The organism is Geothrix oryzae, assembly GCF_030295385.1.
GTDB classification, from domain to species: Bacteria; Acidobacteriota; Holophagae; order Holophagales; family Holophagaceae; genus Geothrix; species Geothrix oryzae.
This window is the reverse complement of the sequence record NZ_AP027079.1, coordinates 90,943-107,453: the sequence shown is the minus strand read 5'-3', so window position 1 is coordinate 107,453 and position 16,511 is coordinate 90,943. Positions and strand designations below refer to the sequence as shown.

The window sequence follows — 16,511 nt, the reverse complement described above, 5'->3', positions numbered from 1 at the left end:
TTCGCAGGCTGCCCTGCAGCCTGCTTCACCACCCGGCGGTCGCTCACATGTTCCGCCGGTACTGACCGCCCACTTCGTAGAGGGCCTGGCTGATCTGGCCGAGGCTGCAGACCTTGGCGGCGTCGAGCAGGGCATCGAAGAGGTTGCCGTTGGCGCGGGCCAGGTCCTTCAGGCGGTTCAGGGCCGCGGGGGCCCGGTCGGCGTTGCGAGCATGGAAGGCGCCGAGGTTCCGGATCTGCTGCTGCTTCTCCGCCTCGGTGCTGCGGATCAGTTCGGGCGTGCCCAGCTCGGGCGGCTGGGGATTCAGGAAGGTGTTCACACCCACAATGGGCAGCTCCCCGCTGTGCTTGAGGTGCTCGTACTGCATGGACTCTTCCTGGATCTTGCCCCGCTGGTACATGGTCTCCATGGCCCCCAGGACGCCGCCGCGGTCGGCGATGCGGCGGAACTCGAGCAGCACGGCCTCTTCCACCAGCTCCGTCAACTGCTCGATGTAGAAGGCGCCCTGCAGCGGGTTCTCGTTCTTCGCCTGGCCCAGCTCGCGGTTGATGATGAGCTGGATGGCGATGGCCCGGCGCACGCTCTCCTCGGTGGGCGTGGTGATGGCCTCGTCGTAGGCGTTGGTGTGCAGACTGTTGCAGTTGTCGTAGATGGCGTAGAGGGCCTGCAGGGTGGTGCGGATGTCGTTGAAGTCGATCTCCTGCGCGTGCAGGGAGCGGCCGGAGGTCTGGATGTGGTACTTCAGCTTCTGACTGCGGTCGTTGGCGCCGTATTTCTCCTTCATGGCCACGGCCCAGATGCGCCGGGCCACCCGGCCGATGACGCTGTATTCCGGATCGAGCCCATTGCTGAAGAAGAAGCTGAGGTTCGGCGCGAAGTCGTCGATGTGCATGCCGCGCGAGAGGTAGTACTCGACGAAGGTGAAGCCGTTGGCCAGGGTGAAGGCCAGCTGGCTGATGGGGTTCGCCCCGGCCTCGGCGATGTGGTAGCCGCTGATGCTCACGGAATAGAAATTGCGGATCTTCTCCTCGATGAAGGTGGACTGGATGTCCCCCATGACCTTGAGGCTGAACTCCGTGCTGAAGATGCAGGTGTTCTGGGCCTGATCCTCCTTGAGGATGTCCGCCTGCACCGTGCCGCGCACGGTCTGAAGGGCCTCTGTCCGGAGCTTCGCATAGACCTCCGGCGGCAGGATCTCGTCCGCGGTGACGCCCAGCAAGGCGAGCCCGAGGCCGTCGTTGCCCTCGGGCAGGGCGCCTTCGTAGCGGGGGCGCGCCAGGCCCTTCGCCGCGTACATCCCCTCGATCTTCGCCTGGGCCGCCTCGAGCTGGCCGTGCTCCTTCAGCCAGGCCTCGGCCCGCTGGTCGATGGCCGCATTGAGGAAGAAGGCCAGCATGGTGGGCGCGGGGCCGTTGATGGTCATGCTCACGCTGGTCGTGGGGCAGAGCAGGTCGAAGCCCGAGTAGAGCTTCTTCGCGTCGTCCACCGTGCAGACGGACACGCCGCTGTTGCCCACCTTGCCGTAGATGTCGGGGCGGCCGTGGGGATCCTCCCCGTAGAGGGTGACGCTGTCGAAGGCGGTGCTCAGGCGCACGGCCGGCTGGCCCTTGCTCACGAAGTGGAAGCGCTTGTTGGTGCGCTCGGGCGTGCCCTCGCCCGCGAACATGCGGGTGGGATCCTCGCCCACGCGCTTGTACTCGAAGACGCCGGCCGTGAAGGGGAAGCGACCCGGCAGGTTCTCCAGCAGCTGCCAGCGCAGCAGCTCGCCCCAGCCCGACTGGGGCGGCAGGGCGACCTTCGGCACCAGGGTACCGCTGAGGGACACCGTATAGTTCGCGGTGCGGATCTCCTTGCCGCGCACCACATAGATATTCTCCGGCTCGGTGTAGCTGCGCTTCAATTCCGACCAGTCGCGGATGAGGCGGCGGCTTTCGGCGTGCAGTTCTCCCAGGTGCTCCTGGTAGCGCTGGCGGAGCAGCAGGATCGCCACGCCCTGGTCCCCTTCGGCGGGTTCCACGAGGTGGGCGGCATCGTAGAAGCTGCCCGCCGGGGGCACCTTGTCGCCCAGGGCCACGAGGCTCGTCCACAGGGCGTGGGCCAGCTCCGCGGTCTCCGTCTGGCGGCGGGCCCAGGCTTTGTAGCCTTGCACCGCATCGGCGATCTCGGCCAGGTAGCGCACGCGCTCCGGGGGGATGATGGCGGCGCGCCGGGGATTCCCCGCCTGGGCCTCGAGCCTCGAGGCCCAGTCCAGCCCGGACTTCGCGGCAATGGTCTTCACCAGGTTCACGAAGAGCCAGTTGGTGGCGGGGTCGTTGAACTGGCTCGCGCAGGTGGCATAGACCGGCATCTCCTCCGCCGGCTCGCTGAAGCGCTTGTGGGCCCGCTGGTACTGCTTGCGCACATCGCGCAGGGCATCCTCGGCGCCGCGCTTGTCCGCCTTGTTCAGCACCACGAGGTCGGCGAAATCCAGCATGTCGATCTTCTCGAGCTGGCTGGCGGCGCCGTATTCCGGCGTCATCACATACATGGACAGATCCACCAGGTCCGAGATCTCGCTGTCGCTCTGGCCGATGCCCGCGGTCTCCACGATCACCAGGTCGAACCCCTCGGCCTTGGCGGCGGCGATGCTGGCCACCAGGGCCTCGCTGGTGGCGCGGTGGGCCGCACTGCGGGTGGCGAGGCTCCGCATGAAGACCCGGTCGCGGAGCTCGGGGTGGTACAGCGAGTTCATGCGGATGCGGTCGCCCAGCAGGGCACCGCCGGTCTTGCGCTTGGTGGGATCGACGCTGAGCACGGCCACCCGCTTGTCCGGGAAATCCACCAGGAAGCGCCGCAACAGTTCGTCGATGAGCGAGGACTTGCCCGCGCCGCCCGTGCCGGTGATGCCGAGGACCGCCGTCGCCTGGGGCGGGTGGCCCGCGGGAAGTGCGCTGGCGTCGCCGAGCTCGATCCGGGTGATGCGGCGGGCCAGGCGATGGAACTCGGGGGTGGTGCGGGGGTCGATGTCGCACCGGCGCACCATGTCGTCGATCATGCCCTGCAGGCCCATGTGGCGGCCATCCTCGGGGCTGTAGAGGCGGGCCACGCCATAGGCTTCCAGCTCCCGGACCTCCTCCGGCGAGATGACGCCGCCGCCACCGCCGAAGACCTGGATGTGGCCCGCGCCGCGCTCCCGCAGCAGGTCCACCATGTATTTGAAGTACTCGACATGGCCGCCCTGGTAGCTGGACACCGCGATGCCCTGGGCATCCTCCTGGATGGCCGTCTCCACCACATCCAGCACAGAGCGGTTGTGCCCCAGGTGGATCACCTCGCAGCCCGTGGCCTGGAGGATGCGCCGCATGATGTTGATGCTGGCGTCGTGCCCGTCGAAGAGGCTGGCCGCGGTGACGAAGCGCACCTTGTGGCGGGGCAGATAGCCTTCGGGCAGGACGGCGGTGGTCTCGGATGCGGTGAGTGTGGACATAACCCCCCCAATCGGGCGAAGCCCCAGTCTACCGGGGCCCCTGATCCTGCCGAAGGGATGCTTTCCTTCGGGTCAGTTGTCCTCCAGCAGCCCGATGGGGAAGCGTTCCTCCATGAGGGACTGGCGTTCCCTCAGGTGCTGCAGCAGGGCCTTCCACTTCGGCAGGCCCCGCAGGGACTCCAGCATGGGGCTGCGCTCGTACCAGGCCGTGCAACCAAAGCCTCGGGCGAAGGCCCGGCCCGCCATGTCCATGGCGCTGGCCCGGTCGCCCAGCATGGCGTAGGCCTCCGCCAGCCGCAGTGTGAACTCTCCGTCGGGCTCACGCATGCCGATGCGCTCCTGGTCGTACTCCCGCAGCTTCTTCCAGGCTTCGTCCTTCCGGCCCGAGAGGATCAGACCGTAGATCTGGCTCAACCGAAGGATGTTCGGGTAGCCCCTGGACAGGGCCGCGGCGGCGGCGAACTCCTGCTGCGCCAGCGCCCGGTCATCCCGCACCAGGGCCAGGTAGCCGCGGTAGAAGGGGAGCACCCCGGAGGTGCTGCGCAGGTGACCCGGCTGTTCCTGAAGGCTCGCCTCGAAGCGCTGGATCTCTCCCGTGTACAGGCAGGTGATGTCCACGGCCTGGGGCTGGATCTTGGCGAGGGCCAGCTCGTCCCGCAACGCCATGGCCCGGCGGGAGAAGGGCAGCAGGCCCGCTCCCCGGGCCGCGTAGGCGACGCCCGTCAGGAGGGTCGGATTGTGCGGCTGGCGCCGCCGGGCCTGCAGGAGCAGGTTGAGGGCATCGGCCTGGTTGCCGCTGTCGGCCTTGAGGAGCGACAGCAGGAAGGTGGCCCGAGGATGGCCCGGGGCCAACTCGAGGCCGCGCAGGAGCAGGGCCTCCGCCTCTGCCTGCTCCTTCCGGAAGGCCGCCGGATTGTTGAGCATCCGGCGGTACCGGAGGTTGCCCACGAGGATCCAGGCGCTGGCGCAGTCCGGTTCCCGTGCCGCGACCTGGTCCGCGAGGGCCATGGCCTCGTCCAGATGATCGTTCTGGAGGCGCCACGCCCCCGCCTGGATCAGATCCCAGAAGGCCGCGGGCGCCTGGGGGCACAACCGGGGACCCTGGGTCTGGAGTGTCCGCGGAAACCCGCGGAGAAAACCCTCGAAGGCAGCGGAAGGGCTCAGGGACTGGGCCTCGTGCCGGACCCAGGCGAGGGGCGTCCCCACCGGGCGTTCCACCCCGGCGTGGCGGTAGGCCAGCGTCAGCGACTCCCCCTGGCGGGACGGCTCCAGCAGGATGGCCAGGGTATGGGGATGGGCCCGGAGGCCCTCCAGATCCTCGGGCACGCTGGTGGCGCTCGTGATGGCCAGGCCGCCGAGCTGCTCCAGGTGGTCCTGGACCAGGGCCCCGATGGCGCGGCACTGGGCGGCGTCCAGACCCGAACCGGGGCCCGGGGGCGGCGAGATCAGCAGCACCCTGAAGGGGCCGCGAAGGTTGCCGCGGGCGATGAGCCAGGCCGCGCCCGAGCCCAATCCCAGCAGGAGGAGGAAGGCCAGGCCCAGCAGGAGCGTCGAGTGGCGGGAGCGGGTGGAATCAGACATGGGATGGCTCCAGGTTACAAGGTTTGGCGCGGCTCACCGCGGTGAAGGCGCAGACGGAGGCAAGGCCGCATAATCTCGGAGGGAGCCCCCATGATCCGCCTGTCCTGCACCCTCCTCCTCCTGACCACCCTCCTCGGGGCCCAGGAGCCTCCCAAATCCGCCCCCACGGAGGATGCGACGATCCAGCGCTTCCGTGCCCACGCGAAACCCCGCGTCGTGACCCAGAGGGCGCCGCTGGGGGCCGAGGAGAAGAACACGATCCGGCGCTTCAAGGAGGCCAAGCCCAGCGTGGTCTATGTCTCGGCCATCGCCCCCGCGCAGGACCCGCGGACGCTGGACATCACCAAGGTTCCCACGGGCACGGGCACCGGGTTCGTGTGGGACGAGTGGGGCCATGTGGTCACCAACCACCATGTCATCACCGTGGAGGAGGGCGGACGGCGGGTCCGCGATGTGGACGAGGTGGAGGTCACGCTGGCGGACGGGAAGACCTACAAGGGCCGGGTCATCGGCACCAGCTTCGCCCTCGACATCGCCGTGCTCCAGGTCTTCGCGCCCCTGGAAGCCATGCGGCCCATCCCCATCGGCCGCAGCCACGACCTGCAGGTGGGCCAATCCGTCATGGCCATCGGCAACCCCTTCGGCCTGGACCACTCGCTGACCAAGGGCGTCATCTCCGCCCTGGGCCGGGGGATCGACACGGGCTACAACACGCGGATCCTGAACGCCATCCAGACGGACGCCGCGGTGAACCCCGGCAACTCCGGCGGCCCGCTCCTTGACAGCACCGGCCGCCTGGTGGGCATGAACACCGCCATCGCCGCGGCCACGGGGGCCTCCGTGGGCATCGGCTTCGCCATCCCCGTCGACACCCTCAACGACATCGTGCCAAAGCTCATCGCCCGGGACCGCCTGGAACCCCCCCGCATGGGCTTCGTCGCCCTTCTCGCCTACGAGGCCCACCGGGTCTTCGGCATCACCCGCGGCCTGGTGGTGAAAGAGGTGGATGCGGATTCACCCGCCGGCCGGGCGGGGCTCCGCCCGCTGGAAGTGGATGCGGATGGGCGCGTGAAGACCATGGGCGACATCCTGCTGGCCTACCAGGGCCGGGTCATCGAGAACGAGGGCCAGTTCCTGGCCATGCTCGAGCTGGAGCCCCCCGCCGACGAGGTCGTCTTCGATGTCCTGCGGGAGGGCCAGGTGATCAAGGTCACCCTCCGCCTCAAAGGCAGCAAGGCCGTCCCGACCAGCCTCTGATTCCCGAACTCAGACCTGGGTTCGGGTCTGGATCAATGCCTGTGCCGCGGCCCTGCGTCTTCCGCCGGGGCCGGGACCGGCGCGGCCCCCTTCGCCGGTCGTGCCTTCGGATCCAGATAGCGCAGGGGCACCTTCAGGGGCACCTCCAGGTTGGAGCACTGGAGCACCAGCATGGCTTCCGCCGTGTGGCCCGTGCGGCGGATCCTCAGCACCTGGCGGGCGGCTTCCGGCCCCGGGCCGTCCAGCAGGCTGAAGCCCTGTCCTTCGATCTCGGCCTTCAGCACGCGGAAGGGTCGGCCGTCGCGCGCCGTCAGTTCCACACTCAGAAGCGTGGTCTTCGGGTCCGTGAATACCAGGCGCGAGGGGCTGGCCATCACCGGCTGCACGATCCGCCAGTCCACATACAGGGCGAACAAGGGCTGCTTGGGCGCGTTGGTGGCCACTTTCAGCACCTCCAGCCCCGCCGTCACGCCGGGCTGGAGTCTGCCGGGCCGCAGGGTCAGGCGCAGGTCCCCGGTCTCGCCCTCGTGGATCAGCTCCGCCTCGAGGTGGGGCGGGAGCTCGGAGGCCAGCACCAGCTTGAGGGGATCACCGCCCTCGCGGCGGAAATGGAAGCGGAGCTCCGGGCTCTCGTGGGGCGCCACCTCGCCCAGGGTCTTCCGCTCGGCATCCACGGACGCCTCGGGCCGCACGATCATGTCATAGCGCAGGATGTAGTTGGGCTGCCCGGGGTCGTCCGTGCCCAGGCGCACCGCCCCCTTGATGAAGCCCAGCAGGCCCGTCGGATCCACCTTCACCTTCACCAGGCGGACTTCGCCCGGCTGCAGGGGCGCGGCCAGCTGGTCCCCCTCCAGGCTCAGGCCGAGGGAAAGATCCAGCACGCGGAGGTGGAAGGGCCGGTCGTGGGTGCTCTTGATGCCGTAGACCGCCTCGCGGACCTCGCGCGGCCCCACGCTTCCGAGGTGCACCGGGAAGGGCGTGGTCAGCTCGATGCGCGCGGGCGGCACGGGATCCGGCGGCGGGGTCGCGGCCGGGGCGGGCACGGGCGTCTGCAGGAGGAGAAGGAGGGCGGGAACGAGGAGCATGTCGGGTCCTGGAAGGGTTCCACCAGTGTGCCCTGGAGGTACCGGAAGGGCCCGGATGTTAATTGTTGTTAAGACCGCCGAATTCACCTCGCGGTCACGCCCGGGGCGGGTGGAATGGGGTGGAATCCTTCCTTTCCATGAGGTGACCATGCGCGCGTTCCGCATCCTGTTGATCCCGGCCCTGGCCCTGGGCCTAGGTCTGGCCCTGGAGGCCCAGACTCCGAAAAAAGTCCTCTTCGACCACACCCGGCACGAAGAAGCCGGCACCTCGGCCGAGTGGGTGATCTGCTCCGGCAGCGAGCCCAACCCCAGCCCCGCCGCGCCCGCCTCCGAAGCGGACTGGAACGGCGGCATCAGCGCCTGGGGCTTCGACCTCTTCAAGGCCGGGTATGCGGTGCAGACGCTCCCACCCGCGGGGCGCGTGACCTACGGCGATGCCACCAATCCCCAGGACCTGAGCAACTACGCGGTCTATGTCATCCCCGAGCCTTACCTGAAGTTCACCGCCGCCGAGAAGCAGGCCATCTTCACCTTCGTGCAAAACGGCGGCGGCCTCTTCATGGTCGGCAACCACCCCGGCGCCATCCGCTACAGCGGCACGGGCGGCACGGATGCCTACACGGTGTTCAACGATCTGGTGGCGGTGAACGGCGGCAATCCCTACGGCTTCACCTTCGTGCCCGGACACGGGCCGGGTGATGCGCTGGCGAACACCACCAGCACGGCCTTCGCCCTGGGCACCAGCCCCGCCGAGCAGGCCATCATCCACGGGACCTACGGCTCGCTGGGCCTGATGGACTTCCATTCCTACTCCTACCTGAACCTCAACCCCGCCCAGAACCCGAATGTCCAGGAGATCCTCCACACCCAGGTGTCGGGAGACACCGGCTCCTTCATCGTGACCTGCACCGTGGGGGCCGGCCGGGTGGTGGCCATCAGCGACAGCGCCCCGGCCGATGACGGTACCACCAGCACTTCCGGCAAGGCCCTCCACAACAGCTACACCCTCAACAGCAACCGGGCCTTCTTCCTCAACGCCACCACCTACCTGGCGGGGGCCACCAGCGCTCCGGTCCCGGTGGTGGGCATCGTCTCCCCCGCCTCCAATCCGACGATCACCGCGGGAGGCGCGGTGACCTTCCAGGGCAGCGCCAGCATCTCAGACAGCAGCACCCTGAGCTACAGCTGGGCCTTCGGAGACGGCGGTACCGCCACGGCCCTCGGCCCCGTCAGCCACACCTACCCCACGGCCGGCAACTACACGGCCACCTTCACGGCCACCAGCAACCAGGGGCAGTCCGCTTCGGCCACCCGCACCATCACCGTGAACGCCGCCTCCTTCACCCTCACCGCCAGCGCCGGCCCGGGCGGAACCATCAGCCCGGCGGGTGCCGTCAGCGTGGCGAACGGCGGAAGCCAGACCTTCACCATCTCCCCGGCCGCGGGCTATGTGATCAGCAGCGTCACCGTGGATGGCGTCAACCAGGGGGCCCTCGGCACCTACACCTTCAGCAATGTGACGGCCAACCACACCCTCGCGGCGGCCTTCACCGCCAGCGCCGGATCCAGCCTGACCGAGGCCTTCAACACCGGCACCAAGGGCGCCTACGCCCTCGGCACGGTCGCCCTGGCCACCGGTACCTGGACCTTGGATGACGCCCTCCTGGGCAATACCACCAGCGACCGGAAGGCCGGCGCCCAGAGCGTACGCGTCCGCAACAGCGGCAAGGTGACCATGGGCTTCACCTTCCCCACCGGGGCCAAGACCGTCTCCCTCAAGCATGCCAAGTACGGCACCGACGGCAACTCCACCTGGGGCCTCTGGTACTCCACCAACGGCGGCTCCACCTGGGCCCAGGCCGGCAGCACCGTGACCACCACCTCCACCACGCTCGCCACCGCCACCTTCACCGTCAATGTGGCCGGCGCCATCCGGTTCGAGGTCCGCAAGACCGACGGTAGCGCCAACCGCGTGAATTTCGACGATTTCCAGATCGCCGGCTACTGATCCCCCCGATTCCACGAACCCCGGGCTCCGGCCCGGGGTTTTCGTTATGCTTCGCCCATGAAGAGCCATCGGAAGGTCCTCACGCTCCATATCCCCGGCCGGACCGGTTTCGTGAACATCACGGAGGAAGTGGCCGCCGCCGTCCGGGCCAGCGGCGTGCAGGAGGGCCTCTGCCTGGTGAACTCCATGCACATCACTTCCAGCGTGTTCATCAATGATGAGGAATCCGGCCTCAAGCAGGATTACCTCCGTTGGCTGGAGCGGCTGGCGCCCTTCAACCCGGGATCCGATCCCGCCCAGGGAGGCTACCTCCACAACCGCAGTGGCGAGGACAACGGCGACGCCCACCACAAGCGCCAGATCATGGGCCGGGAGGTGGTGGTGGCCATCACGGGCGGCCATCTGGATTTCGGCACCTGGGAACAGATCTTCTACGGTGAATTCGACGGCCGGCGGGACAAGCGCATCCTTATTAAGATCATCGGGGAATGATCGGTCTCAGGCCTCGTCGGGCTCCACGAAGAGGTGCTGAATCTGGGGAAAGCGCTCGTGGAGGCGGCGTTCCAGGGCGTTGATGGCCGCCACCAGGGCCGTGCCGCTGGGCTGGTCCCGGAACTTCACCTGCAGGGCCACCATGAGACGGTCGCTCCCCACGAGGACGGCCACCAGATTCAGCACGCGGTCCACCGCCGGATCCTCGTCCACGGCGGCGCGGAGGGCCGCCCTCAATGCCAGGGGCGGCGCCTCGTTCAGGAGGAGGCTGGTCACCTCCACGCCGACGAAGCCCGCCACGGCGATGAGGAGGAGCCCGATGGCCACGCTTCCGATGCCGTCCCACACGGGGTTGCCCGTGACCAGGGTCAGCAGCACGGCGGCCAGGGCAAACAGCAGACCCAGGAGGGCCGCGATGTCCTCCGCCAGCACCACCACCAGCTCGGTGCTGCTGGATTGGCGCAGGTAGCGCAGCAGGGAGCGCCCCCGCCGCTCGGGCCCGGCCGCGCGGAGGGCGCCGCGCAGGGACCAGCCCTCCAGGCCGATGGCGAAGACCAGCAGGGCCACGGCCCATCCGAGCTGGTGCGGCTGCTCGGGGTGCCGGATCTTGTGGAGGCCCTCCACCAGGGAGTAGAGGCCGCCCACGCTGAAGAGCAGCAGGGCCACCAGGAAGCTGGCCACGAAGGCCGCCTGGCCATGCCCGAGAGGGTGCTTGGCCGTGGCGGGCTTGGCGCCTTGGCGCATGCCGAGGAAGAGCAGGGCCTGGTTGATGCAGTCCGCGGTGGAGTGGATGGCCTCGGTCAGGAGGCTCGAACTGCCCGTGAGCAGGAAGACCCCGAACTTGGAGACGGCGATCCCGCCGTTGGCGACGAGGGCGAGGGCGACGGCACGAGCGGAACCGGAGGACATGGGTCCAGGTTAGCGCCTCAGTCCCAGTGGCGAATCCAGGCCGGATCGTACTTGCCGTCCGCCGTCCGCGGATCAGTCTCCACGACCGGATGCTCGATGCCGAGCTCCCGCAACCCGGCCAGCAGCGACTCCGTCCGCTGTTTCTGAAGGGCCGGCTTGAGGGCCCTGGTCGCGGGGACCTGCACGACCCAGCGGCCCGGCGCGCCCCAGGTCTCCACCCAGGTCCTCAGTTTCTGCTGCCCGGCGGGGCTCAGGTCGGCGCGCTGGGGCAGGAAGAAGATCACCCCTTCCTGCGGCGGCGGCCCTGCCGGCCGGTCGGGGTGGACCGGGACGGGGATCGGTCCCGGCTCCGGGAGGGGGAGGACCGGCAGGCCCGCCAGGTCCTCGCGGCAGGCCAGATCCCCCTTCAGCGGATAGGCTGTTCCGGCGGGCTCGAAGCGAGCCTCGGCCTCGGTGGCCCGCACCTCGACCACCCGGAAATGCCCCAGCGTCCTGGCTTCCCCCGGGCGGCGGAAGGCCAGGCGGTGGCCCACCCGAAGCCCGCGGTCCTGTCCGCCTTCCAGCCGGTAGATGCGGTCAGCGATTTCGTAGGGGGGCAGCCCCTTGCGCTCCACCGCGAGGATGCGGTGCGGCGCCTGGGCGCCCAGGGCACCCGCGAGGCAGGCCATCAGCAGAATTCGTCGCACACCGTCTCATCGGCCGGCGCGCCCCGAAACTTGGGTCCGGTCAGCGGGCGGGAATCCCGAGCTCGCGCAGCAGGTCGCCCACCAAGTAGAGGGAGCCCGTCACCAGACGCGGGGCGTCGGAGGGCGCCTTCAGGTGGGCCACCGCCTGCCGCAGGGTCAGCATCGGGGCCTCCAGCCCCCAGGCCTGCCCCAGGGCCGAAGCCGTGGCGTACCGCGGGGCATCGCCTTGGATGAACGACACCGACAGGGGCCGCATCCGCTTCAACTCCGCGGCCACGCCCGCCAGGTCCTTGTCGCCCATGGCCCCGAAATAGAGGTGGGGCCGCACACCGCAGGCCAGGGCATGGTCCGCGAGCACCCGGGCTCCATCGGGATTGTGGGCGCCGTCCATCCACACGCCCTCGAGCCCCGGCACCTTCCAGAGGCGGCCGGGCCAGCGGGTCTCGGCCACGCCCGACCACAGACGGTCGTCGGGAATGGGGAAGCCCAGGGCCTGGAGCTGGCGCACCACCTCGAAGGCCGTGGCCAGGTTGTCCAGCTGGTGGAGTCCCGCCAGGCCCACGCGCCTGTCACCCACCCGGGAATGGTCCCAGCGGATGTCGGCGGGCCCCAGGTGGGGCGCGGGATGCAGGGTGGGCTCGCTGGAGAGGAGGGGGCGGATCCAGGCGGGGTCCAGGGTGGGTCCCAGCACGAGGGGACGGCCATCGCGGGCCGTGCAGAGCTTCTCCCGGGCGATGGCCTCCCGGGTGTCGCCCAGGTACTGCTGGTGGTCCAGGCCCACGCTGGTGAGCACGGTGAGAAGGGGGTCCGTGGCGTTGGTGGCATCCCAGCGTCCGCCCATGCCCACCTCGACCAGGGCGACTTCCACGCCGGTCATGCGGAAGGCCGACAGGGCCGCCGTGATCATCAGTTCGAAGTAGGTGGCCTGGAGGCCGGCTCGGACCTCGGCCTCGAAGGCCTCCCCCAGCAGCAGCTCCAAAGCGCCGGCGCCGATGGGCTCGCCATCCACCCAGATGCGCTCGGTGACATCCACCAGATGGGGCGAGGTGGTCCATCCCACCACAAAGCCCGCGGCCTTCAGCATGTGCGCCAGGAAGGCCCCGGTGCTGCCCTTGCCGTTGGTGCCCGCGATGAGGATGACCGGGTAGTTCCCATCGGGGCGGCCCAGCCCATCCAGCAGGGCATGGATGTTCTCCAGCCCGCACTTGATGCCGAGGTGTCCCCGCTCCTGCAGGCGCGGAATGTTGACGAGGTCCAGGTCGCCGTTCATCAGTCCCTGGGCGAAGGCATCATCCACACCAGGCAGGCGGCGATGAAATCCTTGAGGTGATCGCGGTTCACCACCTTGTCCACCATGCCGTGGGCCTGAAGGAATTCCGAGCGCTGGAAACCCTCGGGAAGGCTCTGCTTGATGGTCTGCTCAATGACGCGGGGTCCGGCAAAACCAATGAGGGCCTTGGGCTCGGCGATGTTCAGGTCACCCAGCATGGCGAAGCTCGCGCTCACGCCGCCCGTGGTGGGATCGGTCAGGATGCTGAGGTAGGGCAGGCCGGCCTTGTCGAGCTTGGCCAGGGCGGCGCTCACCTTGGCCATCTGCATGAGCGACAGGGTGCCCTCCTGCATGCGGGCGCCTCCGCTGCAGCTCACGATGAGGTAGGCGCACTGCTTCTCCAGGGCCCGCTCGGCCCCCAGCCTCATCTTCTCGCCCACCACGCTGCCCATGCTGGCGGCCAGGAAGTCGAAGTTCATGACGGCGGCCACCACCGGGGTGCCCGAGAGGGTGCCTTCCACCACGACCACGGCATCCTCAGTCTGGCCGGCCTGCTCCAGCTTCTTCAGCTGATCCTTGTAGCTCTTGGTGGAGACGAACCCGAGGGGATCCCCGCTCCGCAGATGGCTGAAGAGGACGGTCCAGCCCTCGTCCAGCAGGTTCTCCAGCCGCTCATCCACCCCGATGCGGAAGTGGTAGCCGCACTTGGGGCAGACATTGTGGGTGTTGACCAGTTCCTTGCGGTAGATCAACTCCTTGCAGGCCTCGCACTTGATCCAGAGGCCCTCGGGCACGCGGACGGTCTTCTCCTCGACGGCGGTCTTCTGCTGACGCTTCTTCACGAACCAGGACGACATGGGGACTCCTAACCTTGGGACACGGTGCTAGCGGCGCTTCGCCGGACCGTGCTTGAGGGCCTCGAAGAGGCGGTCCAACTCGCCTTCGCTGCCGTAGTGCATGACCAGGGTGCCCGTCTTGCCCTTGGCCTTGATCTCGATGCGGGTGCCCCAAGACTGGGTGAGCTCCTCCGCCGCGGCCTTGATGAACAACTCCTGGGGATGCTTCTTCTTGCCCTTCGTCTTGCTCTGCTTCTGGAGGTGCTGGATGCGGGCCTCCAGGGCGCGCACGCTCAGCTGCTGCTCCACGACCTCATGGGCGAGCTGTTCCTGGAGGCGGGGATCCGCCACGCCGAGCAGCACCTTGGCGTGGCCGGTGCTGAGGCGGCCATGGGAGACATCCTCCTTCAACTCGGCCGGCAGGCGCAGCAGGCGCAGGGTGTTGGCGACCTGGGGCCGGGACTTGCCGACGCGGTCCGCCACCTGCTCCTGGGTGAGCCGGAGGTGCTCCCCCAGCTGCCAGTAGGCCGTGGCCTCCTCGATGGGGTTCAACTCCTGGCGCTGGATGTTCTCGACCAGGGCGAACTCCAGCAGGCGGTCGTCCGGGACCTCCTTGATCACCACCGGCACCATGGCGATGCCGGCCTTCCGGGCTGCCCGCCAGCGGCGCTCGCCGGCGATGATCTCGAACTGCTCGCCGACCTTGCGGACGACGATGGGCTGGACCATGCCGTGCTGCTTCAGGCTTTCGGCGAGTTCCGCCAGGGCGGTCTCGTCGAAGTGCGTGCGGGGCTGGGCGCGGTTGGGCACCAAGCTGCCCAGGGGCAGCTCCCGCTGGTTGGCATCGTCCGGCGCCATCTGGCTCATGAGCGAGGTCAGTCCCCGGCCCAGGGCCGGGCGCTTCAGCTGGGTCATCAAGCTTCCCTCCTCGCGGGCACATCCAACTCCAACCACTCCTTGGCGAGGTTGAGGTAGGCCTGGGCGCCCTTGGATCGCAGGTCGTAGAAGGCCACGGGCTTGCCGTGGCTGGGTGCCTCGGCGAGCCGGATGTTGCGGGGAATCATGGTCTGGAAGACCTTGCCCGGGAAGGCGTGGCGCACTTCGGCGGCGACCGCCGCCCCGAGGTTGGTCCGCTCCTCAGCCATGGTCAGCAGGATGCCGCCGAGCCGGAGACGCGGGTTCGGACCGGCCTGGATGCGCCGGAGTGTTTCGGTGAGTTCCGCCAGACCATCGAGCGCGAAGAATTCGCAGGGCATGGGGACGATGACCTCGTCCGCCGCCGTGAGGGCGTTCAGGGTGATCATGCCGAGGCTGGGCGGCGGATCGATGAGGATGTAGTCGAAGCGGTCCATGAGCGGCGCGAGGCCCTGCCGCAGCACCTGGAGCTGGGGCAGCTCGAAGAGCTCGAACTCCAGCTGCGCCAGGTCCTTGCCTGCGGGGATCACCTGCATCATGGGGACTTCGGTGCTCAGCACCAGGGCCTCGGCCGGAGCGCCCTTCATCAGCGCGTAGGATCCGGCGCGGTGATCCGGCTTGGGGAACCCGAGGCCGGTGGTGCTGTGGCCCTGGGGATCGAAGTCCACCAGCAGGACCATCTTCTCCATCATCGCGAGCGAAGCCGCGAGGTTGATGGCCGTCGTGGTCTTGCCCACCCCGCCCTTCTGATTGGCCAGTGCCACCACCCGGGCTCGCATCAGGCGGCCCTCATCATCGCTCTGGCGCTGGACAAACCACGCATCTCGGCATCCCTTCGGGTGTGGAACACGCCAGTCTAGCAGGTCGGGTTCCACGGCGAAGTGCCGGTGCTGTCAGTGTTGCATCCGCAGCAGGAGCGAGGGTTCTGGATGGATGATCCCCAGCCGCCGGACCGGGCCGGAAAGCCACAAGTCGTGCCACGCGCCCTCGGCATCCAGGGTGAGGCTCACCGTGACCACCTCGCCCCCCGCCGTGTGCAGGCGCCAGGTGCCGGGGCCTTCCGTCCGGGTGAGCCAGGCCGCCGCGACGGCGCTGCCCGTTCCGCAGCAGAGCGTTTCGCCTTCGACACCGCGTTCCCAGGAACGGATGCGCGCCTCGCCCGGCGCGACCACCTCGACCACATTCACATTGGTGCCGCCGACGAGGGCCGCGTGATGGCGGAGCGGCGGCGCCAGGACCGGGAGGTCCACCGCCGCCACGGACGGCACGCGCAGGACCAGCTGCGGGTTGCCGATCCAGCCGAAGCCCGCGGGCCCTTCCGTGGCCATGGGAACGGGCCGCAGGCCGAAGCCCCTTCCCTCGGGCATGCGAATGCCGACGCCGCATTCATCCCGACGAAGGAGAATGCGCTCGCCACTGGAGAGCGCTTCGACCAGGGGGCCTTCCGGGGCTCCGGGGATGGCCATGGCCGCCCTGCTTCCATTGGAACAAAAGGATTTAGATCCGTCGGTATCCCAGTGCTCCAGCTGCCAGAACCCCGATTCCGGCTTTTGCATCAAAAAAAGGCCATCTAAACCGAACCCGTGCCCCCTCGGGCAGAGGATTTTTGCATAATCCTCGCCAGAACAATCTTTAGCCTCATCGGCCCAGAGGTAGCCGAACACATTGCCCGAGGCGGAGGCGAGATGCAGTTCCAAGCTACCGCTCCCGGTTGCGGAAGGTGTAGACCGTCTCGCCGGGGCGCGCGTAGCCCTGGCGGCGGGCCAGGGCTTCCATGAGCTCGGGGTCCTTCGCCGCCAGACGCTGGACCTCCTCCAGCAGCTCCCGGTTGCGCCGGTTCAGCTCCACCAGGCGGGCGTGGGCGGTGGCCAGCTCCGCCTCGCGCTTGCGCAACTCGGGCAGGCCGCCCTCCGAAAAGAGCAGCGCCATCAGAGAGAGCAGGCCCGAGGCTCCCAGCACGCCCCACAGGGTGGAGGACTTCAGGAGCCAGTTGGCATTCATGCCCG

At 68.7% G+C, this 16,511-nt stretch carries 14 protein-coding genes; 3 read left to right on the top strand and 11 right to left on the bottom strand.

The features are described from left to right. Positions 1-43: 43 nt before the first annotated feature. Positions 44-3,466, bottom strand: coding sequence for a methylmalonyl-CoA mutase family protein (locus tag QUD34_RS00470; protein WP_286354619.1), 3,423 nt, complete (start codon positions 3,464-3,466; stop codon positions 44-46). Positions 3,467-3,538: 72 nt separating this feature from the next. Beyond that, the gene (locus QUD34_RS00465; protein WP_286354618.1) at positions 3,539-5,047 is read right to left on the bottom strand and encodes a tetratricopeptide repeat protein; all 1,509 of its coding nucleotides are present in this window, start codon (positions 5,045-5,047) and stop codon (positions 3,539-3,541) included. Positions 5,048-5,137: 90 nt separating this feature from the next. On the opposite strand from QUD34_RS00465, the gene QUD34_RS00460 reads away from it, so the two are divergent. Then, positions 5,138-6,304 carry a S1C family serine protease gene (locus QUD34_RS00460; RefSeq protein ID WP_286354617.1) on the top strand — a complete coding sequence of 389 codons (1,167 nt, stop codon included), beginning with the start codon at positions 5,138-5,140 and terminating at the stop codon, positions 6,302-6,304. Between the two features lie 32 nt (positions 6,305-6,336). Here QUD34_RS00460 and QUD34_RS00455 read toward each other — a convergent pair whose 3' ends face one another. Next, positions 6,337-7,389 carry a hypothetical protein gene (locus tag QUD34_RS00455; RefSeq protein ID WP_286354616.1) on the bottom strand — a complete coding sequence of 351 codons (1,053 nt, stop codon included), beginning with the start codon at positions 7,387-7,389 and terminating at the stop codon, positions 6,337-6,339. Positions 7,390-7,537: 148 nt separating this feature from the next. Here QUD34_RS00455 and QUD34_RS00450 point away from each other — a divergent pair, with 148 nt between their 5' ends. Both QUD34_RS00450 and QUD34_RS00445 read left to right on the top strand, forming a co-directional pair. Beyond that, positions 7,538-9,397, top strand: coding sequence for a PKD domain-containing protein (locus QUD34_RS00450; protein WP_286354615.1), 1,860 nt, complete (start codon positions 7,538-7,540; stop codon positions 9,395-9,397). Positions 9,398-9,454: 57 nt separating this feature from the next. Further along, positions 9,455-9,889 carry a secondary thiamine-phosphate synthase enzyme YjbQ gene (locus QUD34_RS00445; RefSeq protein ID WP_286354614.1) on the top strand — a complete coding sequence of 145 codons (435 nt, stop codon included), beginning with the start codon at positions 9,455-9,457 and terminating at the stop codon, positions 9,887-9,889. 6 nt (positions 9,890-9,895) lie between these two features. Here the strand turns inward: QUD34_RS00445 and QUD34_RS00440 are convergent, their stop codons facing one another. The 8 genes from QUD34_RS00440 to QUD34_RS00405 all read right to left on the bottom strand — a co-directional run bounded on the left by QUD34_RS00440 (position 9,896) and on the right by QUD34_RS00405 (position 16,506). Beyond that, entirely contained in the window at positions 9,896-10,798 is a 903-nt protein-coding gene (locus tag QUD34_RS00440; RefSeq protein WP_286354613.1) for a cation diffusion facilitator family transporter, read from the bottom strand. Between the two features lie 17 nt (positions 10,799-10,815). Further along, the gene (locus QUD34_RS00435) at positions 10,816-11,484 is read right to left on the bottom strand and encodes a hypothetical protein (RefSeq protein WP_286354612.1); all 669 of its coding nucleotides are present in this window, start codon (positions 11,482-11,484) and stop codon (positions 10,816-10,818) included. 40 nt (positions 11,485-11,524) lie between these two features. Continuing rightward, entirely contained in the window at positions 11,525-12,754 is a 1,230-nt protein-coding gene (locus QUD34_RS00430) for a bifunctional folylpolyglutamate synthase/dihydrofolate synthase (RefSeq protein WP_286354611.1), read from the bottom strand. After that, the gene (gene accD / locus QUD34_RS00425) at positions 12,754-13,611 is read right to left on the bottom strand and encodes an acetyl-CoA carboxylase, carboxyltransferase subunit beta (protein WP_286354610.1); all 858 of its coding nucleotides are present in this window, start codon (positions 13,609-13,611) and stop codon (positions 12,754-12,756) included. The genes QUD34_RS00430 and accD overlap by 1 nt, the downstream gene beginning before the upstream one ends. Positions 13,612-13,638: 27 nt before the next feature. After that, positions 13,639-14,505, bottom strand: coding sequence for a ParB/RepB/Spo0J family partition protein (locus QUD34_RS00420; protein WP_286354609.1), 867 nt, complete (start codon positions 14,503-14,505; stop codon positions 13,639-13,641). Further along, positions 14,505-15,284 (bottom strand): ParA family protein, encoded by a 780-nt coding sequence (locus QUD34_RS00415; RefSeq protein WP_286354608.1) that lies wholly within the window; start codon positions 15,282-15,284, stop codon positions 14,505-14,507. The genes QUD34_RS00420 and QUD34_RS00415 overlap by 1 nt, the downstream gene beginning before the upstream one ends. Positions 15,285-15,398: 114 nt before the next feature. After that, positions 15,399-15,971 (bottom strand): diaminopimelate epimerase, encoded by a 573-nt coding sequence (locus QUD34_RS00410; RefSeq protein WP_286354607.1) that lies wholly within the window; start codon positions 15,969-15,971, stop codon positions 15,399-15,401. Between the two features lie 232 nt (positions 15,972-16,203). Continuing rightward, the gene (locus QUD34_RS00405) at positions 16,204-16,506 is read right to left on the bottom strand and encodes an FtsB family cell division protein (RefSeq protein WP_286354606.1); all 303 of its coding nucleotides are present in this window, start codon (positions 16,504-16,506) and stop codon (positions 16,204-16,206) included. Positions 16,507-16,511: the final 5 nt, after the last annotated feature.